The sequence below is a fragment of the Vallitaleaceae bacterium 9-2 genome (assembly GCA_038396585.1).
Classification (GTDB): Bacteria; Bacillota; Clostridia; order Lachnospirales; family Vallitaleaceae; genus UBA1351.
The window spans coordinates 436,389-461,904 of sequence record CP121691.1; the positions used below are offsets into that span (position 1 = coordinate 436,389).

General features: G+C 37.9%; 22 protein-coding genes. 15 read left to right on the top strand and 7 right to left on the bottom strand.

Annotated features, from left to right (window positions below; all coding sequences use genetic code 11):
• Nucleotides 1-13 precede the first annotated feature (13 nt).
• The 12 genes from QBE53_02120 (at nt 14) to QBE53_02175 (ending at nt 15,707) form a co-directional block, all read left to right on the top strand.
• Complete coding sequence (locus QBE53_02120) at nt 14-1,666, top strand: right-handed parallel beta-helix repeat-containing protein (protein WZL81920.1); 1,653 nt, start codon at nt 14-16, stop codon at nt 1,664-1,666.
• Between the two features lie 194 nt (nt 1,667-1,860).
• Nucleotides 1,861-3,135 (top strand): hypothetical protein, encoded by a 1,275-nt coding sequence (locus tag QBE53_02125; GenBank protein WZL81921.1) that lies wholly within the window; start codon nt 1,861-1,863, stop codon nt 3,133-3,135.
• Nucleotides 3,136-3,219: 84 nt separating this feature from the next.
• On the top strand, nt 3,220-4,116 hold the full coding sequence (locus QBE53_02130; GenBank protein WZL81922.1) for a sugar ABC transporter permease: 897 nt from the start codon (nt 3,220-3,222) through the stop codon (nt 4,114-4,116).
• A complete protein-coding gene (locus QBE53_02135) occupies nt 4,113-4,937 on the top strand; it encodes a carbohydrate ABC transporter permease (protein ID WZL81923.1) in 825 nt (274 codons plus the stop codon). Before QBE53_02130 ends, QBE53_02135 begins: the two co-directional genes overlap by 4 nt.
• 43 nt (nt 4,938-4,980) lie before the next feature.
• Nucleotides 4,981-8,025: a glycoside hydrolase family 2 TIM barrel-domain containing protein gene (locus tag QBE53_02140; GenBank protein ID WZL81924.1), complete on the top strand. Its 3,045-nt coding sequence runs from the start codon at nt 4,981-4,983 to the stop codon at nt 8,023-8,025.
• A 9-nt stretch (nt 8,026-8,034) separates the two neighbouring features.
• The gene (locus tag QBE53_02145) at nt 8,035-10,356 is read left to right on the top strand and encodes a glycosyl hydrolase family 65 protein (GenBank protein ID WZL81925.1); all 2,322 of its coding nucleotides are present in this window, start codon (nt 8,035-8,037) and stop codon (nt 10,354-10,356) included.
• Entirely contained in the window at nt 10,357-11,253 is an 897-nt protein-coding gene (locus QBE53_02150; GenBank protein ID WZL81926.1) for a DMT family transporter, read from the top strand.
• 1 nt (nt 11,254) lies between these two features.
• Nucleotides 11,255-12,175 (top strand): AraC family transcriptional regulator, encoded by a 921-nt coding sequence (locus tag QBE53_02155; protein WZL81927.1) that lies wholly within the window; start codon nt 11,255-11,257, stop codon nt 12,173-12,175.
• 79 nt (nt 12,176-12,254) lie between these two features.
• Nucleotides 12,255-12,404, top strand: coding sequence for a hypothetical protein (locus QBE53_02160; GenBank protein ID WZL81928.1), 150 nt, complete (start codon nt 12,255-12,257; stop codon nt 12,402-12,404).
• 231 nt (nt 12,405-12,635) lie between these two features.
• Nucleotides 12,636-13,952 (top strand): hemolysin family protein, encoded by a 1,317-nt coding sequence (locus QBE53_02165; GenBank protein WZL81929.1) that lies wholly within the window; start codon nt 12,636-12,638, stop codon nt 13,950-13,952.
• A gap of 17 nt (nt 13,953-13,969) precedes the next feature.
• Complete coding sequence (locus QBE53_02170; protein WZL81930.1) at nt 13,970-15,109, top strand: diguanylate cyclase; 1,140 nt, start codon at nt 13,970-13,972, stop codon at nt 15,107-15,109.
• On the top strand, nt 15,069-15,707 hold the full coding sequence (locus tag QBE53_02175; protein WZL81931.1) for a hypothetical protein: 639 nt from the start codon (nt 15,069-15,071) through the stop codon (nt 15,705-15,707). Before QBE53_02170 ends, QBE53_02175 begins: the two co-directional genes overlap by 41 nt.
• On the opposite strand, the gene QBE53_02180 is transcribed toward QBE53_02175, so the two are convergent.
• The 3 genes from QBE53_02180 to QBE53_02190 are packed head-to-tail and all read right to left on the bottom strand — an operon-like array spanning nt 15,693 to nt 18,351.
• The gene (locus tag QBE53_02180) at nt 15,693-17,045 is read right to left on the bottom strand and encodes a sodium:alanine symporter family protein (GenBank protein WZL81932.1); all 1,353 of its coding nucleotides are present in this window, start codon (nt 17,043-17,045) and stop codon (nt 15,693-15,695) included. The two genes, QBE53_02175 and QBE53_02180, sit on opposite strands and share 15 nt — an antisense overlap.
• Before the next feature lie 11 nt (nt 17,046-17,056).
• Entirely contained in the window at nt 17,057-18,013 is a 957-nt protein-coding gene (locus QBE53_02185; protein WZL81933.1) for a hypothetical protein, read from the bottom strand.
• Entirely contained in the window at nt 18,010-18,351 is a 342-nt protein-coding gene (locus QBE53_02190) for a helix-turn-helix transcriptional regulator (GenBank protein WZL81934.1), read from the bottom strand. The genes QBE53_02185 and QBE53_02190 overlap by 4 nt, the downstream gene beginning before the upstream one ends.
• A 264-nt stretch (nt 18,352-18,615) precedes the next feature.
• Here QBE53_02190 and QBE53_02195 point away from each other — a divergent pair, with 264 nt between their 5' ends.
• Nucleotides 18,616-19,461, top strand: a complete 846-nt coding sequence (locus QBE53_02195) for a nitroreductase family protein (GenBank protein ID WZL81935.1) — start codon at nt 18,616-18,618, stop codon at nt 19,459-19,461.
• Here the strand turns inward: QBE53_02195 and QBE53_02200 are convergent.
• Nucleotides 19,458-20,471, bottom strand: coding sequence for a YeiH family protein (locus QBE53_02200; GenBank protein WZL81936.1), 1,014 nt, complete (start codon nt 20,469-20,471; stop codon nt 19,458-19,460). The two genes, QBE53_02195 and QBE53_02200, sit on opposite strands and share 4 nt — an antisense overlap.
• 134 nt (nt 20,472-20,605) lie before the next feature.
• Here QBE53_02200 and QBE53_02205 point away from each other — a divergent pair, with 134 nt between their 5' ends.
• Nucleotides 20,606-21,502 carry a LysR family transcriptional regulator gene (locus QBE53_02205; protein ID WZL81937.1) on the top strand — a complete coding sequence of 299 codons (897 nt, stop codon included), beginning with the start codon at nt 20,606-20,608 and terminating at the stop codon, nt 21,500-21,502.
• Here the strand turns inward: QBE53_02205 and QBE53_02210 are convergent.
• From QBE53_02210 to QBE53_02220, 3 genes are all read right to left on the bottom strand, one after another.
• Nucleotides 21,477-22,220, bottom strand: coding sequence for an ABC transporter permease (locus QBE53_02210; GenBank protein ID WZL81938.1), 744 nt, complete (start codon nt 22,218-22,220; stop codon nt 21,477-21,479). The genes QBE53_02205 and QBE53_02210 overlap by 26 nt on opposite strands.
• A complete protein-coding gene (locus QBE53_02215; protein ID WZL81939.1) occupies nt 22,217-22,942 on the bottom strand; it encodes an ABC transporter ATP-binding protein in 726 nt (241 codons plus the stop codon). The genes QBE53_02210 and QBE53_02215 overlap by 4 nt, the downstream gene beginning before the upstream one ends.
• An 84-nt stretch (nt 22,943-23,026) precedes the next feature.
• On the bottom strand, nt 23,027-23,770 hold the full coding sequence (locus QBE53_02220) for a MerR family transcriptional regulator (protein ID WZL81940.1): 744 nt from the start codon (nt 23,768-23,770) through the stop codon (nt 23,027-23,029).
• A 108-nt stretch (nt 23,771-23,878) separates the two neighbouring features.
• Here QBE53_02220 and QBE53_02225 point away from each other — a divergent pair, with 108 nt between their 5' ends.
• Nucleotides 23,879-25,459, top strand: coding sequence for a response regulator (locus QBE53_02225; protein ID WZL81941.1), 1,581 nt, complete (start codon nt 23,879-23,881; stop codon nt 25,457-25,459).
• Nucleotides 25,460-25,516: the final 57 nt, after the last annotated feature.

Sequence of the window (25,516 nt, forward strand, 5' to 3'; positions counted from 1 at the left end):
AAAGGAGAATTCGATGTATATAAACATTAAAAAAGATCAAGCAAAAATGGAAAATCTATTCGATTATATTCGAGCTAGACTTTTGGAAGCTCAAGGCAAAGAAGGGGTAGTTATTGAATTTGAAAAGGGGAATTATCTATTATCCGATACAAGTGCTAAACAGGATTTTGATGCATTAATGCGAGGGGAATTAGATTATGATACACATTGGGGAAAACATGGGATTAGCTTTAATACAGGGTTTTCTTTCAATGGAATAAAGGGCGTGACCCTTATCGGAAATGGTTCAACCCTTATTTTTGAAGGCTTGATTGCACCTTTTCATTTCTCAAAGTGCCAAGATGTAAAAATTACAGGGTTTACAATTGAATGGAAACGTCCACCCTTTAGTGTGGGTATAATCCAAGAAATCAAAGGGGAGACGATTAGAGTAAAAAGTCATGCGGATTTTAAAATCAATGGAAAAGAGCCAATATGGGCTCTAATGGACTATGATCCTTTAAAAAAAAGATTTGGTTGTGTATGGAAGTTTAGAAACATGTCACCACTAAGAAAAATAGAAGAGGATATCTATGCATTTGATGCAAATGTCGCAAAAGATTTAAATCCTGGGGATACTCTTGTGCTTAGGCACGTGGGTAATTATCGTCCGTGTATATATTTTTTGGAGACGAAGCAAGTATTAATTGAAGATACGGTTCTTTTGACAAATCCTGGGATGGGGGTAGTGGGGCATTATAGTTCAGACCTTGAGTTTAGACGATTGCAGGTACGTCCTAAAAAAAATCACCTTATGTCGACAACAACAGATGCGACCCATTTTATTAGCTGTGAAGGGGCGATTAACTTTGAGGAGTGCTATTTTGAGGGGATGGGAGATGATGCAGTCAATGTGCATGGTTTTTATAACTATATCACAAAAATCATTGATGACAAACAAGTTGAAGTTACCATTCTCAATGAAAACGGAACCCAAGATCAAATATTTGATGCCCCAAGAAGTGGCGATGAAGTAGAATTTGCAAGGGTAGAGGACTTATCGTTGATTGCACCGAACAACACGGTAAAGCAAGTCGTAGTAGATAAGGAAAAATGGCGTGCCCGCATTACATTTGCTGAGGCGATAGATCATAAGATTCAGGTGGGCGATTTACTAACCAAAACGAATGATGTAGCGTCATTACGCTTTGCTCACTGCCATATTAAATCCGTACGAGCAAGAGCGTGCTTAATACAGACGCGAAATGTCATTATTGAAAACTGCCGTATTGAAAACTGCACAGGAACGGGAATCCATGTAGATACAGCCACCGGGTGGTGGGAATCTGTACGGTGTGAAAACATTCAGATACGTCATAACACTATTATAGACTGTGGATATGGTGATGGGACATATTTAAATGCATCAGGGATTGCTGTTATGACAGAAGCAAAGCACAAAGCCGTCGGTATTCACCAAAACATTTGTATAGAAAACAACACGATCTATGGAAGTGATAAAGACCTTAATGTTGGAATTGCAGTTGAATGTGCAGATAATGTTCGCATCCTTAATAATTCGATAAAAAACTGTGCTGTAGCGATAGACATTTCAAGTAGTGATCATCTTTTAGTTCAAGGCAATGACATAGGTAATCAGGCGATTTGCTATAGACGTGGAGAGTGAAGATGTAAAAAAGATAAAAAAAAGAAAAATTGTAGAGTTTTTCATTTACACAAAAAGCATAAATGTCGATTTTTTATAAGTTTTATACAGTTTTTTTTTGAAAAAACTAAAAAGCGCATGTTAAAATATAAGAGTAAAGTACATTCGAATGTAACCATTATAAACTTATTTCATTGTAAAAGGGAGAACAGATTATGAAGAAATATATGGCGGTTTTACTAGTTATTGTAATGAGTATAGCATTTGTAGGTTGTGGAAATGATAATACACAAGGAACAGACACAGACACGCCTTCTCAAGAAGAAGCATCAGACACGCAACAAGAGCAATCAACAGGAGATAATGAAGGAACAGAAGAAATTGTTGTATGGATTCCAGGCGATGACGTCGAATATTCATTCTATTACAATATGTTCGAAAATTATAAGACAGCGATGGAAGCAGAAGGCAAAACATTCAATTATGTAATTGAGCAACAACCATGGGGTGATTACTTTACAAAACTTCCACTTGAAGTTAACAATGGACGTGGTCCTGATATATATTATACACACACCGCATATATGGATACATTAGGTCCTATTTCTAGAGAACTAAATCTTTCAGAGGATATCCTAGGTCAATTATCGACAACAGATATGTACTTGGGAGAGAATAATAAACCACTTGTAATTCCAACAGTCTTTACAAGTATGATTATGTATGCTAATGAAAAAATCGTAGGAGATATGGACAAAGCCCCAACGACATGGGAAGAATTATTTGCTGAAAGTTCAAAATATACAGATGCACAAAAGGGTATTATCGGTTACGACTATTCATTTCATATGTTATATGACTTGGCATATCAAGCAGGAGAGCGTTTAACGGATGAAAATGGAGCCGTATTTAGTGAAAAAGCATTGCAACAAGTTTTGGATTGGACAGATGCAGGGTACATGGATTATTTGACTTATGGTCAAAATAGTCCGGAAGATTCTTTGTATCAAGATTCCGCAGCTTTTATCTACGGTGCCGGCTGGATGGAATTTTGGGCACCAGAAGATGCACAGCTTTATGCTTTCCCTGTTCCGGGAACAACAACGGCTTTTGCTGAACTAACATTTGGAATCAGCAAAAATGTATCAGAAGCAAAATATGAGGTGCTTAATGATTTTGTTGAATTCATGCTAACGGATGAATCGACAGTTACAGATATTGTCAAAGGTAATTCCGGAGCGCCAAATAATACAACAGTTGATATTACATATGAAGAAGGTACAGCGGGACATGCGGTTTTACAAGCCTATAACTCCGGCGATGCGAAAGTTGTCATTGTACCAAGTAACTTGGAAAAAGTTTATAGGACAATGCTTGAAGCGGCTTTAACAGGAACTTCAGTTGAAGATGCGATTGAACAAGCTAAGATGGATGCACAATCAATTGATGTAAGCAATTTGCACCAGATGGAGCAGGTAGCTTTCCAATAAGGATAGTAAAGAAGAAAGGCAATCAAATACCGAGATGTTTAAATTGGTAGGCGTTGTCTTTCTTCATGAAAAGGAAGAAAAGTTATGATAAAAAAACTCAGATATCATTTAATCGACGATCAAAAAAAATTCATTGTATTTGTAGCCATGTTTGGTCTCATTGTTTTTAATATAATCTTCTTCTTTATACCTTTAGGATATGGTATTATTGGAAGTTTCAGCAATTGGAATCCATTGCAAAATACGATGGAATTTACAGGGATCGATAATTATATTGCAATACTTCAGTCAAGTTTATTTAAGATTTCGCTGAAAAATACATTTGTGTTTAGTGGTTCACTGATTATTTTGCGAACAGGATTAGGTCTTGTCATTGCCGCAGGTCTATATTCATTAAAAAGGCACGATGGTATTCTTCGAAGTCTTTATTTTTTACCGGTGATTATGCCGATTGTGGCAGTTTCTATGGTATGGGAATGGGTCTATCATCCACGGGTTGGACTTTTAAATATGCTGCTAGCCGCCTTTGGTTTTGCAGGAAAAAACTGGTTGATGGATAAGACGTTGGCCATGCCGGCAGTTATTGTTATGACCGCCTGGAAAGATATTGGATATGCAGTAGTAATATTTATGGCAGCCCTTATGAATATTCCCAGGAATCTATATGAGGCAGCCAGTATTGACGGAGCGAACCAATACAAGTGCTTTCGACATATTACTATACCCATGTTAAAACCAACCATTATTTTTATTGTCATTACATCGTTGATTTCGTATTTTCAATCCTTTGTACAGATTTTTGTAATGACAGAAGGTGGTCCGGGAACGGCGACATATGTTATATCGTATATGATTTATAATGAAGCTTTTGAAAATTATCGTTTTGGATATGCATCTGCGCTTTCGGTAATACTTTTTATCATTATTTTGATTATTACAGTCATTCAACTAAAAGTACTGTCGAGAGGTGGCGAATCATGAAGATAGATAAGATAGGTGCGATTACACTCAAAGTTTGTTTGGTTATCGGTGGTTTGATTATGTTTCTTCCGTTTTTTTGGTTGATGCTCTCAACGTTTAAAACGAGTCGAGAGATTACTTCCGTACCGACTACATTTTTTCCACGAGGATGGACGATTGAAAACTATGTGGATATATTTAAAAGTTTTAACATAGCAAGATACTTTCTCAATTCTGTATTTTTGGCGACAGTGAAAACGGCAATCGGCATTTATACAAGCTTGCTATGTGGATATGTGTTAGCAAAATTTGAATTTAAGGGAAAAAAAATTATTTTTTCCATGATTTTATTTACTATGATGGTTCCATACTTAATTATGGTGATTCCTCTTTATCAAATGATAAATACAGTAAATTTAATTGATTCATATTGGGCAATTATTTTACCAACGCTTTATTCGTCATTTGGAATATTTATGATGAAACAGTATATGACAAGTGGTATTCCTAATGAACTTATTGATGCCGCACGAATAGATGGGGCAAGGGAATTTACTATTTTTCATAAAATCGCTGTTCCATTATCCGTGAATATGATATCAGCATTATCCATCTTTTTGTTTTTATGGAACTGGGAAGATTTCTTGTGGCCATATCTTGTGTTAAATACAAAAGACAAGATGCCCTTAGCTGTAGCCCTAAACATGTTTAGCGGACAAAATACGGTCAATTATGGTGGTTTGTTTGCGGCGGCTGCAGTGACAATATTACCTGTGCTAATCATATACTTGTTTTTCCAAAAACGCTTTGTTGAAGGTGTATCGATGTCAGGAATAAAATAATAAAATGGATTAAGAATATATAGAGAGATATAAGGTGAATGTAATGCAAGGAATAAATATATTGAATATCAATGATTTTGATTGGAATAATTATAATGTTTTAGCGAAAAATCGCAAAGCAAGTCGGACCCATTTTTATTCATATGACAGTGAAGAAAGTGCGCTAACCTATGATAAAAATCAGTCCAAGCATATCATGATGCTAAATGGAACATGGGACTTTAAGTGGTTTGAATCTCCGCTACTGGTTGATATGGAGCGCCTAGCAGATATTAAGGACTATACAACCATTGAAGTACCCAAAAACTGGCAGTTTGAAGGGCATGGAAAGTTTGTATATACGGATATGTGGTATGATTTTCCTGTTGATGTTCCTTATGTTCCAGTCAATAATAATGAGACAGGTGTTTACCATAAGACATTTAATTTAGAGCAAGAAGTGGCTTCAATTGCTATTCGATTCGAAGGCGTTGAAAGCGCTTTTCATTTATATGTCAACGGTAAATGTATCGGATATTCTCAGGGAAGTCGCTATCCCAGTGAATTTGACATCACAAAAGCTGTGCACAAAGGCAATAACCACATACATGTTGTTGTATATCAATATTGTGATGGTTCATATTTAGAGGCTCAAGATATGTGGTGGCTTGGAGGAATTATTCGAGATGTGTATTTGATTAAGCGGCAAAAGCTTTCTATAGAAAACCTTGTGTTGGATCCGGATTTTGAGAGTCAAGAACAGGTAGGATACTTAAATACGGACATCCGATTAAGTGGAGAAGGACAAGTTGATCTTAAAGTATATGATGGAAAGAAGCTACTGACTCATCAGGAAGCTATCTCTTTAAATGGACAGATTGTTCTTGAAGGGGTTATGCCTTGGACCGCGGAAACACCAAAGCTATATACATTGATTTTTACGTTGAAAGATGCCCAAGGAAAAGTGATGGAAGTCGTTCCTCAACGTATTGGCTTTCGACATATCGAAATTGATCAAGGTGTGTTAAAAATCAATGGAAAAAGAGTGTTGCTCAAAGGAATTAATCGCCATGAATATTCAGCAAAGACGGGAAGAGCTATAACGTATGAAGAGACAAAAAGAGAGCTTCAACTCATTAAACACAATCATATGAATGCAATACGAACGTCACACTATCCCAACAATCCTTTTTTCTACGATTTATGTAATGCACTGGGGATTTATGTTATTGATGAAGCAGACCTTGAGAGTCATGGTCTTGAAGTTGTGGCGACAGATACACTTATGTGTGATGACAAAACCTATGAGGCACTTTATGTTGACCGTATTGAACGAATAGTCGAACGTGACCGAAACCATGCATGTGTTGTTATGTGGTCACTGGGCAATGAATCTGCATACGGTGTGAATTTTAATGCGATGTATCAGTGGTGCAAACAACATGAACCGTCTAGACCCATACACTATGAAAGTGATGCGCATAATGCATCAGTGGATGTATCAAGTACTATGTATTCAAGTGTAGGAAAACTTTATGAAATAGATACACAAGAGATTCAAATGCCACATATTTTATGTGAGTTTGGTCATGCTATGGGCAATGGTCCGGGTAGTCTTAAGGAATATGTCGAACTGATTGAACAATCCAAGCGAATACAGGGGATGTTTATTTGGGAATTTAAGGACCAAGGTGTGTACTCAATCGATGCACTTGGAAAAGAAAGATTCTTGTTTGGTGGAGAGTTTGGAGAAGATTTTCATAATGGAAACTTTTGCATGGATGGAATGATAATGGCTAATAACCAAGCGACACCGTCCCTAGGAGAATATGCAAAATTAATTGAAAATATTCATATTCAACAATGGGACATTGGCGAGGGCAAGCTTAGGGTAAAAAACCGATTTGACTTTATGGATACTTCCATGGTGGATGTGACATATACTTTGCGCTATAATCAACAGGTCATCACCTCTGTTACACAGCCGATGCCGGTAATCAAACCTCATCAGATAAGTCATATGCAGATTCCAACGAAAGTGTTAAACATTGATGCCATGCAATGGTGTTATCTTGAGGTAAAATTTGAATTTAGAGAGCCGATAGACGGATGGGAAGAAACCTATGTCCTTGGATATGATGTTAAGTTATTGCATGAACCTGTACAAGAACCAATCAACATCAGTGCGCAGCTTAGGGTCAATGAAAGTGGAAAAGATATTACTATTTACGGAGAAAATTTTGAACTAAGTATCTCAAAACGTGATGGATACATTTATGATTATCATGTGCAAGGGCTCAAGTTCTTTGACCAAGGTCCAAGTGTCAATTTTTTCAGAGCGTATACGGATAATGATGTCAAAAACGAAGAAAATTGGCAGGCAATGCATTTACACGCGATGACGATGAATGTCTATAACATGCAATATAGTGTGCTAGAGCATGAGGTGATTGTTCATGTTCAAGGACGTGTAGGAGCTAGAGGGCTTAACTGGGGGTGTGATACGAAACTTACATACCATATTTCCCAGGATGGATATATCCAGTTGCAATGGAGCGGTGGATTTAGCGGAAAAGCACCCAAACATTTGCCAAAGATTGGTCTGCAAATGCAGGTGCCTAAACGATATGAGCAAGTGACATACAATGGATACGGACCGCAAGAGTGCTATTGCGATAGCAAAGCAAATGCTTATGAAGGCATTCATTCGATGCACTATTCAAAAATGAGTTTTCCCTATATGGTTCCTCAGGAAAATGGGAATCGTACAGGCGTAAGATGGGCGTCCTTGGCAAATGCACAAGGAGGCATCCAGTTGGGAAGTCACCAGATGGATTTTAGCGTGCGTGATGTTTTAGATCAAGAACTGTATCAGACGATGCATCAAGTCGACCTAAAGCATGCCCCAAATCTTATCGTTAATTGTGACTTAATCAACTCCGGCTTGGGAAGTCAAAGCTGTGGACCGGATCGTATGCAACAATATAAGGCCCTTACACATGACTTTGAATTTGAGTTGTATATCAAGCCTTTTGTCAATAATGCATCAGACACTGTCGATGAAATAACACGTGCAAATAAATTATTAGCGTATAAGATTGTTAAATAGAGGTGAACTATGTTAAAGCGGGATATGTTTTCAAAGGAAATAGCAGCGTATTTATCTAAAGATGAGTGGCTGGTCGTGGAAGGTACTTACGATGCACAAAAAAATCTGGCATATGAATCGATTTTTGGACTTGCCAGCGGATATATGGGAAACAGGGCAAGTCATGAAGAAGCGGATGTGCGGCGAATGCTTCCGGCCAATTATGTTCATGGCGTATTTGACAAATCTGAAGCTTTTCAGAGGGAATTATGTAATACCCCAGATTGGGCAAAGCTTAAGATGTCCTATCAATGTGATCCTATCGGCATTGAAAGTGGTAAAAAACTAGAAGACTATATTCGTGTTCTAGATATGAAAAAAGGATTCCTAGCAAAACATTATATTACAACGGCATATGATGGACGAAAGACAAAAGTTGAGATAATCAAATTTTTAAGCCGCAGTCATAATAATGTAGGACTTTTTCGTATTTACTTGACACCATTAAATTATCAAGGTATCTTTGAATTTGAAAATATTATTGATGCCAGCGTGACAAATTTTATGGATTTTCCACGGTTTAGAGTCAAACACTTAGAGACGCTAGACATTATAGGGCTTGAAGATTTAGGATGTGGAGTACTGAGCCAAACAAGAGACTTTAAGCTTCCCATAGCAACAACAGCAGCAGTAAAAGTTTTGGATATGTCCGGACAAGATATCCTAAAAAGTCGAAAATTTAGAAAATACGGTGAGTTAGCGTCTGAATTTTTGGATGTACAAATCAAAGAAAATCAAACCATTATGATTGAAAAATATGCCAGCATACGTACCGGGCGAGATAGCTATGCGGTTTTAGAAGATGCAACAACAGATTTGCGTCAAATCATGGAACGCGGATTTGAAAAAGAATTTATGGACCACCAGCTAGCTTATGGTAAACTTTGGGAACAGGCAGATTTAATTATTCACGGAGACCCCAAAATGCAACATGCGCTCCGGTTTAATATTTTTCATTTGATGAGTACACCAAGTCTAAGCGATACACGGACTAATATTGGAGCCAAGCTGATTCATGGAGAAGAATATGGTGGGCACGCGTTTTGGGATACTGAACTTTTTATACTTCCCTTTTTCACCTATGTTTTTCCGGATATTGCGAAAAACCTAGTGACATACCGATACCATTTGTTGGATAAAGCCAGAGAAAATGCTGTAATGAATGGATATCAAGGGGCAAAATACCCTTGGGAATCTGCAGATACAGGCGATGAAGAATGTCCGGCTTGGACAGTCGAACCCGATGGAAGTTGTTATCGGTGCTATGTTGCTGATTATGAGCATCATGTAACAGCGGCAGTCGCTTTTGGCGTTGACCGATACTATCGTTTTACAAAAGATCAAGCCTTTCTAGAAGAAAAAGGGTTGGAAATTATTGTTGAAACGGCGAGGTTTTGGATATCAAGACTTGAATATAATCATGAAAAAGATGTGTATGAAATCAATAAAGTAACAGGACCCGATGAGTGGCATGAACCAGTGGACAATAACGCATACACGAATCATTTGGCAAAATGGAACATAAAAAAAGCATTGAGCTATTTAGAGCGGTATCAAGAATATGCGCCGAAAGTTTATGATAAATTACTTCAAAAAATCAAACTATCAGAAGCAGAATATAGACAATGGGAAGCTATAAGCGACAAGATATACTTAAACAATACCAGTGGTTTGATCGAACAATTTGAAGGATACTTTGACCTAAAGCATGCTGTCATTGAAGAGTATGATGCCAACAATATGCCCCTTTTACCAACGGCATTAAAAGGAATCAAACGTAGTGAGACGTGTATCTTAAAGCAGGCAGATGTTGTGATGCTTATGTTTTTACTGGAACATGATTTTGATCAGGCAACACAAAAAACCAATTATGAATATTATGAACAACGAACACTGCACCGTTCATCTTTAAGTCCAAGCATACATTGTATGATGGGATTACGTGTAGGGCACAGACAACATGCATATGAATACCTGGAAAGGTCCGCATATGTGGATTTATACAACAATCAAGGCAATACCCGTGAAGGTATCCATGCGGCATCAACAGGCGGAACATGGCAATCGGTGACCCTTGGATATGGAGGTATGTCTGTTGACCGTGACAACATCCTTACATTTAACCCACGGCTTCCAAAACACTGGGAAGGCATTGAATTTTCCATAGTATGGGAGGAGGTGCCGCTGAGCATTAAGATAACACATGAATCTGTTCAAGTGACGCCTAAGGCCAAGGGCAAACAGGTGCAAGTCAACATCAATGGAAAAATGACAACAGTCGGAGAGGTTTAGATGAAAAAAATGATAAGTAAGGCGGACCTAATGTTGCTTCTTGTAGCAATTATCTGGGGAAGCGGATTTATTGCAACAGAATATGCGATTAATGCAAATATGCAACCGATGCTGATTATGGCATTTCGATTTCCTATTGCTAGCATTGCGCTACTTATAGGTATGCGTGGACGGATAAAGACAATCAAAAAAAAAGAGTGGATTCGTGGTGGGATTGCAGGTGTCATCTTGTTTTTGGCCTTTTATTTTCAGACCATCGGTCAAAGCATGACAACAGTATCGAACAGTGCCTTTATTACAGCGACTAATGTGGTCATTGTTCCGTTTATTGTCTGGGGGCTTACAAGGAAAAAACCTCAGATAAAAACGGTAATCTTGGCAATAGTGACGTTCTTAGGTGTGGCAGTTCTTACGGTTTCACCGGAAGGCAAGGTGGCTTTAAACATAGGAGATGCTTATGTTATGGCCTGTGCAATACTCTTTGCTCTTCATATTGCATATTTAGGGATTGCTGTTCGTGAAAGCAAGGCAATGACCATTGCATTTATACAGATTACAGTAGCAGGTATTTTTTCCTTGATTGGATTAGTATTTCAAAGTCCCCAGACATTTACCCAAGTAGATTATGCAACGGGACTGCCAGCTGTCATTTACCTCGGTCTTTTTAGTACTTGCTTATGTTATTTTTTACAGACAAGTGCACAAAAACAGACGACGGCTTCAAAGGCGGGCATCATCATGTCGATGGAAAGCCTTTTTGGTACATTATTCTCTATTGCTTTTGGATTGGAACTATTAACAGGCAAGGTGGTTATCGGTGGGATGATTATCTTAACGGCAGTCATCTTAACAGAAGTTAAACTTAATAATAATGTAAAACAAGTACAAGAGGTGTAAAGTGAATAATCGAACAGAATTTTCATTTGACGAATTATGCCCATTTATTCGTGAAGCAGGACTTCAGCACAGAGATGCTTGGCGAAATAGGACGCGACGAATTTATGATCATCAGTTTATGTATTGCTTTAAAGGGACAGCCAATGCAATCATTGGCAAAGAGCAATACAAGATAAAAAAAGGGGATCTCATTATTTTTTCGCCCAATACACCGCATCAACTGTGGTTTGATGAGGACACATCGGGAGAATTTTATTGGTTCCACTGTGACTTTTTTTATTATGATGATAAGGACTGGATTTATGACTATTATCAAAATGCAGAGACGTATATTATGCTTTTTGGACATCACCTGGTTCATAGAGAACATATTAGGGCCAATCCGATCTTTAATGGGGGATATCAATTGCCAAAATATCTTCAGGTTCCCCAAGTCAATGAAATCGAATATCTGTTTAGAAAAATCGTTAAGGCGTATGTGAACCAAGAGCCTTACTGGCAGATTAATGCCAAGATATATTTTTTGGATATCATGAAGCAAATTTTAAGTTTGACGAATGTAAGTCCTCTTGAAAATGAACATTATGTTAGCGCCACAATGAAAAATTATATGCATCATAATTATTATCAGAAGCTTACAGCAGATGAGATTTGTCGCGATACCGGATTGAATACAGAATATGCTTATCGACTATTTAGAAAAGAGACAGGGCAGAAAGTGACGGATTATTTGAATCGTTATCGGATTCAGCAGGCGAAAAAATTGTTTTTGGAAATGGATCTTAATTTAATTGACATCTCAGAAATGGTAGGATTCAATAATGAAAATTACTTTTCGAGTGTGTTTAAAAAGTATGAAGGGAAAACACCTGCCAAATCGCGAGAAGATATATTAGCCGTTTTTAATGATCTAAACGCATAAAAGAAGGAATTGATAATCGTTCTCAAATGATGTATAATATAGGTAGAAGATAATTGATGAGCGATAAGGAAGTGATCATATGTTAGGAAAGTTCGCATATATATGGCGAAAATTTTTAGAACACCTTGCAAAAAAGACGGAAACTGTTTTTGGTGAAGGTGATATAACCTATCATCGCATCAATGACCTTGACTTACATTCTGTAAAAAATCCGCGTAAATCGGTTTAGGACGATAAATAAAAGGGAGCTTTCTTTATGAAACGTTCCGACAACAGTTGAAAGATAGAGGTAGTCCCTCAGCCCTTAGGCACTTGCGTGAAGTCGGGCTGAGGGACTACCTCTATCTTTCTGCCTTTTTACCTTTCACTCCTGTGTTTTAAGAGTTTATGTTGCTGTGAAGGGGAAAATGACCTATAATTGAAGTAGGTATTTAATTTTTTTGATAGACAAGAGAGGGATATGATGGCGCTAGGAACGAACTTGATTTTAATTGTAGTATTAACCTTGATTAATGCGTTTTTTGCATCGGCAGAGATGGCTATTGTCTCAATCAACAAAAACAAAATAAAGATGCTAAGTGAACAAGGCAACAAAAATGCTCAGTTGGTGGAACAACTAATTCAAGAACCGACGAAATTTTTGTCAACAATTCAAGTAGGCATAACTTTGGCGGGATTATTTTCAAGTGCGTATGCTGCAACGGGAATATCCGATGATCTAGCGAAGGTTCTAGATCTTATACACATTCCATACAGCCAAAATATTGCTTTGATTTTAGTGACGGTTTTGCTTTCGTATTTTACCCTTGTGTTTGGAGAATTGTTTCCAAAGCGCTTAGCCTTGAAAAAGTCGGAAGCCATTGCCCTTTTTTCGGTAAAACCGATTATAGGTGTGCAAAAGTTGGTTACGCCTTTTATAAAGCTATTGTCCATTTCATCGAATATTTTGTTGAAGTTATTTGGAATTCGTGAGGACGATCTAGAAGAAAAAGTATCAAGAGAAGAGATTCGCTCACTTGTTGAAGTGGCTCAAGAACACGGAGCGATTAATCAAACAGAACGTACAATGATTAATAGTATTTTTGAACTTGATGACAAACCGGCAGAAGAGATTATGACACCAAGAACGGAAGCATATGTGCTAGATATTGAAAAGGGAATTAAAGAGTATTTGCCGCAGCTTCTACAGGTTAAGCATTCAAGAATACCTGTATACCAAGGGACACGTGATAATATTATCGGCATTTTATACATGAAAGACTTTATTGAAGAAGCATATAATGTAGGGTTTGAGCAAGTCGATATCACACAGCTTCTTATACCGCCTTATTTTGTTCCGGAACGCAAAAGGATTGATGATCTTTTTAAGGAAATGCAAGATCAGAAAAAGAAGATTTCGATTTTGGTGGATGAATATGGAGGCTTTTCCGGTATTGTCACTATGGAAGACCTCATTGAAGAAATTGTTGGAGATATAGAAGATGAGTATGAAAGGATTGAAGAACCTGATATCCATAAAATAGCTGATAATACATACCTTATTCGAGGCAATGTTTTAGTTGAAGAGGTTAATGAACGTTTATTGTTAAATTTTGATACGGATACAGAAGACTATGATACAATTGCAGGCATGCTTATTCATGCGCTGGGACATATTCCAAGTGAAGAAATCACGCGCACAATTATTATTGACCATTGTGAGTTTCACATCGAAAAAATTACGAATAACCGAATTATGAAAGTAAAATTACGCGTTTTGACAGACAGTAAAAAATAGAGAGCAGGTGGGTGCGTATGGATTATATCGTACAGTTTCAGATTAACATTTTTGGATTAATGATATTGTTTGTGCTATATTTATTCATTCGTTTGACAAAAGTGCAGACATATAGCAAAAAGTTAATCAAGTTAATTGTTATGGCAACAGCAATAGCCATTGTTGTTGAACCTTTGACGTGGATATTTGATGGAATGACATTTTGGGGTGCGTATTTTTTAGAATACGCTACGAATGTTGTTCTTTTTTTAATGGGACCGATTATTGGAGGACTGTTGATTTCTTATGTGGATTTTAGAATTTTTCAATCGCCGCAGCGTATATTTAGACGCTTATATTATCAACATGTAAGTATTGCAACTTTTGGAGTACTCATCATTAATTTTTTCTACCCCATATATTTTCGGGTAGATCCGGTGACCAATGGCTATAGTAGTGGCGATTTTAAGTCTTTCCATTATTTGGCACTTGCGGGTATATATCTTTTTATGCTTTACATTATCATTAAAAATATTCGTGAACTTTTATTTTATGAAGCGTTAATCTATTTTTTGTGCTTCCTTATTCCGATTTTAGGTATGTTTATTCAAACCTTTGATTCGAAGCTATATTTTTCATGGACATCCATTGTCTTGGGCTTATTAGTGATTTATATCTTTTTGGAGACAAATCCTTCGGATGAAGATTTTCTGACCAAGATATATAATCGACGAAACTATGAGATGTATTTAAACCACCTATGCCAATCCAATAAAAATTTTGGAATTGTTATTTTTGATTTGAATGCGTTTAAAGAAATCAATGATTTTCATGGTCACAACAAAGGTGATGAAACCTTAGTTGCTTTTGCCGATATTATTAAACGGGTGTTTCTCAATATTGGATTTGCCGCTCGGTTAGGTGGGGATGAGTTTTCTGTGATTATTACCAAGGAGATGGCAGAGATAGAGTTTTTTATACATGAGATAGCAAAACAGCTTAGTCATCATGATGATCCGGTGATAAAAGGTCTAAGCTTTAGCTATGGATATGAGCGCTATCAAGAAGGGATGACCCTTGATGAACTCTATATTGCTGCAGATAACAAGATGTATATAAATAAAAAGGATGTTAAAGATGAAAATAGCAGGACTGAAGGATTCCAAACATTTCATTAAGATATGGGATAGCACGCACATATACTATGGAGCAGATCAGAAGTGGTTTGACATGAAGATTGCAAAAAAAACAGCGTGTGGAACAGTTGCAGCGGCAAATATTACGGCATATATGTCCCGAAGCAAAAGGGGAAACTACGCCAATCTATACGCATATGAGGATTTTTCTAAAGATAATTTTAAAAAGCATATGCAAGATATATATACCGTATTAGCTCCTTGGCGTATACCGGGAACACAGATTGGATTGGGAATCTGGCCGATAGATAAGATGAAAAAAGGTGTCGAGGAATTTGCTAATGCAAGAGGCGTACAGCTACAAGCTGTGAAGCATCCGCTAGCCTTTACAAAGGATAATGTTATTGACTATATTATCATGGGGCTTAATGGGGATGCTCCAATTGCCATGCTGATTGACTTTAATCGCCAGCTAGAACCCTATGAAGCGCATTGGGTTGTGATTACAGAGCTGATAAAAGATGCTGCCACCTTAAAATACTATGTCAATGTATCAACGTGGGGCAAGAGTGCTTTGATTGACATAGATGCATATATTGAGGGGGCAACCACATATCAGGGGCTATTATTTTTCAACTGATTGTTTAGGTAGATGACGATATTTTTCATAGTCTTTTAATGCATCCACAACTTTTGGTGAGAGAATTAATAATGCAATAAGGTTTGGAAAAATCATGAATCCGTTAAACAAATCGGCAAGTTCCCAAACCATATCAACATTTAGTTTTGAACCGATGATAATGCAGCCAAGAACAAGAAATTTATAGAGGGGAATTGCCTTAGCGCCAAATAGGTATCGGATATTGCTCTCGCCAAAATAGTACCATCCTACAATGGTGGTTAGTGCAAAAAAGAATATAGCAATGGCAATAAAAAGGGTTCCCAAGTGGCCAAAAGAAGTCTCAAAACCTATCTGGGTAAGTTCGACACCCGACGCACCACTATCCATGGCACCCGACGTTAAAATCACCAAGGCGGTTAACGTACATATAATCATGGTATCAAACGTGACGCCGAATAAAGCGACTAAGCCCTGTTCACCAGGATGAGAGACCTTTGCCACTGCATGGGCATGGGGGGTGGAACCCATGCCGGCTTCATTGGAAAAAAGTCCTCTGGCTACGCCATATCGAATGACGTTCATGATAGTCACTCCGAGCAAACCGCCACCAAGTGCTTGTGGAGAAAAAGCACCAATCAAGATGGAACGAAGGGCGGAAAAGAAGTTGTCAAAGTTAAGGATAATAACGCCAAAACTTCCGATAACATATAGTAGTGCCATGAGAGGAACAACTCTCTCTGTAAAAGAGGCAATGCTGGATATGCCCCCAATCAAAATGGCGCCAACGATAATAGCAACAAATATTCCGATGTAGATTGAAGGAATTTGGGTTACATTATTGGCCGCCTCAACAATGGAATTTGACTGAACAATATTCCCCATAAACCCAAGAGCTACAATGATTGCAAGGGCAAAAAAGACCGCTAGGAACTTGCTTTTGATACCGTGGCGGATATAATATGCAGGACCTCCTGTGATTTGACCGTCAACCTCAGTCTTATATAACTGTCCAAGAACAGCCTCTGCGAAGTTGGTAGCCATCCCAAAGAACGCGCTGACCCACATCCAAAAAATGGCGCCTGGACCTCCGGCGGCAAGTGCTGTTGCTACGCCGGCTAGATTACCTGTCCCAACTTGAGCGGCAATGGCAGTGGACAAAGCTTGAAACGAGCTCATGCCTTTGGCATCAGCCTTTTGACTTGGGCGCATTATATTCTTAAAGACCCTCTTGTAGGCTTGACCGGTTAAACGCTGAACAAAGTTCAGACGAATCGTATAAAAAATTCCGGTTCCTATTAAAAGGGGGATGAGGATAGGCCCCCAAAGCAAGGTGTTGATTTTTTCGATGATTTCCATGAATGTCTCCTTTATGTATGTTTTATAATCGCGCGAACATGCTTAAATATATCAATGGATGCCAAGACGATGATAACCAAAATAGCAATGCGAAAGCCGGTATTAAGGGATTGTCCAAATTCTATATGCTCACGTTCAAAGACGGTGCTTAAGAGTGGAAAATTTATCCAATCAGGTAAGATCATAAGGCGATAAAAAAGAATAATGCCTGCAACATCTAAAAAGATAGAAGCAATTCGGGTTGCTCGCTGCCAGCTTCTTTTTATAAGTAGATATACATTTAACAAAAGATTAACGCCTAGAATCAGATTGATCCAAATTAAAAAAGGTCGAAGTACACTGATATTGATAAAAGGCGTGATTTTTTCATCAATCAGGAGCATAATTTCCGGTGGTGAAGGATGATTAAAAAAGACAAGGGCAATGCAAATAAAAACAGATTCAAAGACAAGTTCTGAGATGCAAAGTGCCTGGTGGCTTTCAGGTGCTTTTTCTAAAAGGTCAAGGGACCATTCTTCATCAGCATTTATGGGTTCTTCTGGAGCATGATGGCTAATGATGACAAAAATAAGTGTTACAATCCCAAGAGTCGATAAACTTCCTTGCCAAATGTCAATGAGGATGGTGTAAATCGTCGGAAAGATATCGGTGGTATCAGATAGTGTGATAAGATGTGAGACGGTTATACCAATAGCTGTTCCGATAAGTGCAATCTTAAGTATTAACCAATAGACATCAATATATGTTGGACCGATAAGACATCTAGGTGTGCTCATATATGCCGAGGCAACTTTTTTAGGAGGACCCATTGAACGCATGGCGTCTTCATATTCAGCGTCTGTATACTCTTTTTTTCCATAATTTTCTTCAAGATAATCATATAGATTTGCTTCTATTTCAGATAAGATCTCCTCCCTTTGTTTTGGCGGCAGATATTTTCCGATGGTATATAAATAATTGGATATCATTGTACTCCTCCTACAAGTTTTGACATGGTGGCATTAATGGTATGCCAATCGTGTGTTAACTGTTCGCGAATTTCTCTTCCGATAGCACTGATTTGATAATATCGGCGGGGACGATTATCTTCGACCTGCCACAATGATTCTAAGAGCCCTTGCTTTTCGAGGCGACGAAGTAATGGATAAAGAGTGTTTTGCTCAATTGACAATCCTTGGTCATTTAAAGCTTGAATAAGGCTGTAGCCATATTGAGGCTTATCCATTTGGGTAAGGACAGCGAGGACAAGGGTGCCGCGCTTCATTTCTTGCTGTATATTTGTAAGTATTTTATTTGACGCATCCATAAGATCAACTCCTTTATTGCATTATAATGTATGACGTACAGTATTGTCAATTAAAAACATTTTATATACATAATATTGTTGCTTTGTTTTATAAAATAAATATGTTATTATAAATTTATAAAAGCCCCCTAATATTGACGTGGAGCAAAAGAGGCTGACCAAATTTTTACATGATGCAATTATAGAGTATATGCGTTAAAAGAGAAGTACAGCATCTGCTGCCGATGAAAGTATATCAAGATAGAATGAGAGGAGTGCAAGTATATGAAAGTGAATTTTTCCGTGGATGAAGCCGTTAAAAAAAGGTATAGTGTGCGTAATTATAGTGATAAGGACATAAGTGAGGAATTAAAAAAAGACATAGATGCTTTTGTTTTACAGTTGGATAATCCTTTGGGTGTAAAGGTACACTTTCATGACTTGGACTTATTGACCAATTCGAATGACCAAAAACTAGGCACGTACGGTGTCATTAAAGGTGCGCGACACTATATCGGAGCAACGGTTGAAAAGGTACCGATGGCTCTAGAAGCTTTAGGATATGCGTTTGAAACATTAATCCTTTATTTGGCACATAAGGATATAGGAACATGTTGGTTAGGCGGAACCTTTGACCGTAAAGGCTTTGCAGCGGCGATGAACCTTGGGGAAAAAACACTTTTCCCCATTGTATCGCCCTATGGATATGCGGCAAACAAGAAGCACATTAAAGAAATTGCGATGCGTAAAGTGATTAAAGCAGACCAAAGAAAGCCATGGAATGAACTGTTTTTTGACACGGACTTTTTGACGCCACTGACTAAAGAAAAAGCCGGAGAGTTTATGGGGGCATTGGAGATGGTACGTCTAGCGCCCTCAGCGTCCAACAAGCAGCCTTGGCGTATTGTATGGCGTGATGGTATCTGGCATTTTTATGAATACAAAACACCAGGATATAGTGACCGGTTTACATATGATATACAACGTATTGATATGGGAATTGCAGCGGCCCACTTTGATCTTTTGTTAAGACAAAAAGGCAAGATAGGCGCTTTTGAACTGATGGAGGGGCTAGAAAATGGATTACCTCAAAATATGGAGTATGTATTTTCTTGGAAACCTATGATTTAGATGATTCCCATAAAATATTCGACGCTAATGGCAACAATAACCACAAGAGCAGAGATAATAAATCCGTGAAGCATTGGACGTGCTCCGGATTTTTTTATTTCTTGGATATTGGTATTTAATCCAATGGCGGCAAGAGAAGCGACCATGAGGAATTTACTTAATTCTTTTAAGCTGGTGGAAAAAGCAGGTGAAAAAAGTCCGAAACTGTTGAGTATGGCCATACCGACGAACGCGAGAATAAACCATGGAAATAAATGAGTGATGCGAACAGTGTTTTGCTGATTTTGGTGCGTGTCTTTGGCACGGATACGTAAGTGAATGAGTGAAAATACAAGCACTGTGGGAATAATGGATAAGGTTCGAGTCAACTTGACCATGACGGCAAAATTGCCTGCAGCCTCGCTAAAAGCATATCCGGCGGCAACGACACTCGAGGTATCATTAACAGCAGTTCCTGCCCATAGCCCATATGCCATGTCATTTAAGTGCAACGCCTGACCCATAATCGGGAAAAGGATAATCATAACCATATCAAACAAAAAGGTTGCAGACATAGCATAAGCAATGTCTTTGTCTTTTGCATCAATGACAGGTGCTAAAGCTGCAATGGCAGAACCGCCGCAGATACCTGTACCTGCAGAGATCATATTTGACAGCTTCCAATCTAATCCAAGAGCTTTGCCAATAAAATGTCCAAGACCAAAGCAGGTTAATAAAGTAAAGAACATCACCGTAAGGGATAGTTTTCCAACACTTAAAATAGTGTGAACGTTCAACGATGCACCAAGAAGAATGATGGAGAATTTGAGGATTTTTTTTGAGGTAAACTTAAGACCGATACGCATATGCTGATTCGGACGATAAAACTGATGAAGACCCATTCCGATAAAGAGGGCAAGAACAGAACTACCGATAAGATGTATAGGGAACATAGCCTCAATCCATTGGGCAATCAAAGCGATACTAAGGGCAAGTATAAATCCGGGACATATTTGATAGATTTTTTTCATGATGAACCTCCTAATGTGTTATGCAATGATTGTAGAGGATAATAACAATAAAATCCAATGATGATTTATTATTAATCATAAAAATATGTTATGATAGAGGTAAATGTGAATATTTTAATAGGAGGTAGATACATATGCTAGATGTAAAACTACAGTCTTTTTTAAAAGTTGTTGAATTAAAGAATTACACCCAGGCAGCAAAAGCATTAAACTTAACCCAACCTGCAATTACGCAGCATATCAAAAAATTGGAGGAACATTATCAATGTAAGCTCATCCAAATTATCGGAAAATCTGTTCATCTGACAGCTCAAGGCGAAGCGCTTTACCATTATGCAAATTTGCAGATGGCGAATGAAGACTTGTTGATGAACCAACTTCAAAAGGTGGCGATGCCGATTAAGATTGGCGCAACGCTGTCGATTGCACAATATTATTTGGCAGATGAATTAAGTGCCTACATGGGGCGTAGCGATGATGCACTATCGTTGACCGTTAAAAACACACAGTCTATTATTGAAATGCTACTGAATAATACCCTGTATTGTGCCTTTGTTGAAGGGATTTTTGATAAATCATTGTTTGCCTACAAGCAATTTTGTACGACGCGATTTCTTCCGGTGGCAAGACAAAATCATCCCCTTGCAGGTAGAACTATTCAGCGCGTCGATACATACGCATATCCTTTGATTTTGAGGGAGCAAGGTTCAGGAACCCGTGAGATCTATGAAAACTATCTTTATCAAAACAATGATACGATTCATTTGGCAAAAAAAATTTATGAAATTAGCAGTTTTGGTGTTATTAAAAAAATCCTGAAGGACACGGATGCCATTTCATTTATGTATGAAAAAGTTGCCTGGCAAGAGGTGCTTGACAGACAACTGTGCTATCTTGATATTCAGGATTGTCATATCCATCGTCCATTGTATTTTATCTATCCAAAAAATAGTTTGATGAAAAATACGATTGAGACATTTTATCGACGTTTAACAGGACAAAGTCTTACTCCCACTGAAAAAAACGAATAGAAACGAAAAGGCAAATAATGGCAAGCCCGCTTATAAGGAGTAACGGTAAGAGAATGTTATCCAAAGAATATCCTAATGTAGCCGCCTTTAGAATTTTAATACCTTGGGTTAGGGGAAGGATATTGACAAATTTTTGCATGGATGCGGGCATAATCTCATACGGAAGTGTGGCACCTGAAAAAATCAACATAGGAAAGTACAAAAGGCTGGCAATGATGCCGGCTATTTTTGAGTTCTTTGCAATACCACCCACCATCATTCCAATACTAAACATGGAGATTAATACACTTAACCATCCAAACATAAATAGCATCAAACTTCCTTGCATTGTGAATGAAAAAAATACTTTGGCGATGATGAATAATGAAGCCAATGAAAGCAGAGCATAGAGGGTATAGATGGTAAGCTGAACAAGCAAAAGCTTAATCGGTTTAACCGGTGTTACATAGAAGCGCTTTAAGATTTCTTTTTCTCGGTAATCAGAGATTACAAGGGGTAAGCCCATCACACCGCCGGCAATAATGGAGATAGAGGTGATGGCTCCAAAGGACTGCTCGATAAAGGAGTATTCAGCTCCGGGATAAGCGGGGCGCTGGCCATAGATGAGTCCTAGAACGATAAGGACAACGATAGGCATGCACAGTGCAAAAATAACCATATCTAATCCACGCAGTGATAGTTTGAGTTCGATTTTTAATAACGTTAAAAATGATTTCATAAGTTTTGACCTCCTTCATCGGTAAACCAAAGATAAGCGTCTTCAAATGCTGTATAAGGACTTTTGGCAATTGCTTCTTGAACGGTTCCATAAAAAACGGTTTGACCTTTTTTTAAAATACAGATTTGATCGCAAAGCAGTTCAACTTCATCCATAAAGTGGGAGGTTAAGAGGATACTAAGCCCTTCTTTTTTTAATTGAACTAAAATATTCCACACATCACGTCGCGCACGAGGGTCAAGACCTGTCGTTAATTCATCAAGGAAAACAAGCTGAGGTTTTGGAATGAGTGCAAGAATAATAAATAGACGCTGGCGCTCACCACCGGATAAATCTTTTACATAGGTGGTGGTTTTGTCGGCTAAGGCAAATTTTTGGAGCAAAGTAGAGATGTCTTCGGGGTCTTTGTAGAGTGAAGCTGTTGCTTCACATAGCTCAAGAACTTGAATCATATGTTGATACTTGGCTTCTTGAAACTGGACGCCCACATGTTCAAAAAGTTCCTTTCGGTCTTTTCGAGGGTGCATATCCAAAATAGATATATCCCCGTTGTCGGGAATTTTGGTTCCAAGAATACATTCAATCGTTGTGGATTTTCCGGCGCCGTTTGGACCTAAAAGACCAAAGACTTGCCCTTTTTTTAGCTGAATATTCAAGTCAGTGACAGCATTGAGTGATCCATAAGATTTATGTAGTTGATGAATGTTTAGGATGTAATCCATATATGTTCCTCCTTTTTTCTTCTGTGTACAGATATCTACACAAAGAATAACACCGGAGTGAAGTCTGGTGTTATAGTGGAGGGTTTAGTATTTTGTTTTCATATCGTTTAGGTAATGGATGATTTGAAGCGCATTTTTTTTGGCGTCATTCAAAGAATGGATAAGCTTGTCGCAAACGGAGATGATATCTTCATCGGGTGAGGGGGTATTTAGTACATGATCCATACTTAAGTTTGTATCTTGTGCAAGGGCATTTAACATGCGTAAGATAGCGGCTAATGAGTAATTAGCACATCGAAGCGAGCGAATAATTTTTAAACGCTGAATATCTTCATAGGTATAGATGCGATAACCGTTTTTTTGACGTTTGACGGTGAGAAGACCATTCATTTCCCAGTTTCTTAATGTATCGGGAGTTATATCTAATAGGTCAGAAACTTCTTGACGCTTTAGGGCAGCATCGTCTTTAGATATGGGGGAAGTATATAGCGCATTGGCAATAGCCACGGCTTCGTCTGCATGTGCAATCTCGCGTTCAACAGAGGTGATATATGTATAGGTAAGCTTGAGTGCTTTATCATATTCACGGCGAGCGGTAGTTTTAATTATGGTAATCATTTGTTTTCGTAGACCGTTTTGTAGAACCTCAATTTCGAGTGCTGTTCGAGCTAAACGAAACTGGTCAATGTGCAATTGGCTAAAGACGCGGTAGCCGTTTTCTTTTCGAATTGGGGCGCTGATGAGCTGCTGGTCTTCATACATACGCACTGTATTTGGGTGTATATTAATGATTTTTGCAATTTCTCCGGTCGTATACGTACTTTTCATTTTTTTCACCTTGCTTTCATTTGCATAATATTTTATCATATTAGATAGAAAGTTTCATCACATCATTGGTTGAAATTGTACGTGTGGAAAAAGAAATGAGGTAAATATATGTATAAGTTATTGATTGTCGATGACGAGACCCTTGAAAGAGAGGCTCTAAGATATATTATCAATAATAGTGAACTTCAGATTATGGAGATTGCAGAAGCTGCGGATGGATTAAGTGCTGTTGACGTTGCGAAAAAGTTTGACCCGGATATTGCGATACTTGATATAAAGATGCCCGGTCTTGATGGCCTTGAAGTCGGACATATATTAAAAAAACAAAAACCTGAGATAAAGATTATCTTTATGACGGCTTTTGACAGTTTTGAATACGCACATGAAGCTATAAAAATAGGTGTTGAGGAGTTTATTGTTAAGCCGGCATCCAAAGACAAGACGCTAGAGATTATTGAAGTATGTATTCAAAAGCTTGAAAATGATAAGCGCCTTCAAGAACAAAAAGAAAACCTCGAAGTCAAATTAAATCAAATCTCGTTTTATCTTGAAAATGAGTTTGTCAATTCTGTAGCGAATGGAGAGATTGATGAACAAGACGCAGATGAATACCTAAAATTCATGGTTAATGAATTTATTGAAGGTTTTGGTGTGGTCGTTGAGATTGGGGTCCTAAATCAGCAAAAAGCCAATACTCTACACCGGAATATGATTAACAAACGCTTTGTCGATAAGCTGTCTACACTTTTAACCGGCAATATTAAGTTTTTGATGAGTCAGTTAAAAAACACAATCTACATCCTTGTCTTTAATTATGAACCTGACGAGCGACTCAATATTATCCGAACCATTGAAGATGAGATACATATGGTCAGTGAAGATGTGAATGAACAGTTAGATCTTCCGATATATTATGGATTTGGAGAGCCCTATAAGCAGATATCCTCTCTCTGGAAATCCTTTGCACAAGCCAAGGCATCCGCTCGCAATATGTTGATTGACTTGGTTGATAATGCAGATGATGTAAGTGTAAATATCTCGAGTACGGACTTTAAAGAACATGAGCTTTGCGTCAGTATTTTTAATGGTAATGAAGAAGAGATGATTCGTATTGCAGATTATATTCTTGAAACCATCATCTATGCCAATAATGATATGAATGCGATTCGCTTACGCCTTTATGAGTTCTTTATATTGCTTAATCGCTATTTAAACAAAGAAAGCCAGCTTAAGCATGCCGTACCGGACCATATTTTTGATGACATTAAGGATATAGAAAGTCAAGGTGAAGCCAAACGCTACATTCACCGTTATCTATATGGTATACTTGAAGAAATCGAAGCCCAAAAGGACAATAAGACAACAACAGTATTGGATAAGGCCATCGAGTACATTGAGAAAAACTATGACCAGAGCATTACCCTTGAAGACGTCGCTTTTGAGATTGGTTTTAGCACATTTTACTTTGGGAAAATGTTTAAAAAGACATATAAGTCAAGTTTTACAGATTATTTGACTCATGTCAGGATAGCTAAAGCCAAAGACCTTCTTCGTATTGGACAGCTTACGGTAAAAGACATTACCTACCGTGTAGGGTATATGGATCCCAATTATTTTACCCGTGTATTTAAAAAATCTGAAGGGATTACGCCGACGGAGTACCGGACTAAATTTTTGAGCCCTGAATAATACAATGGCAAAATTATGCTAGGATAGAACTTTTGAGTGCTATTTTCTCCAACAACA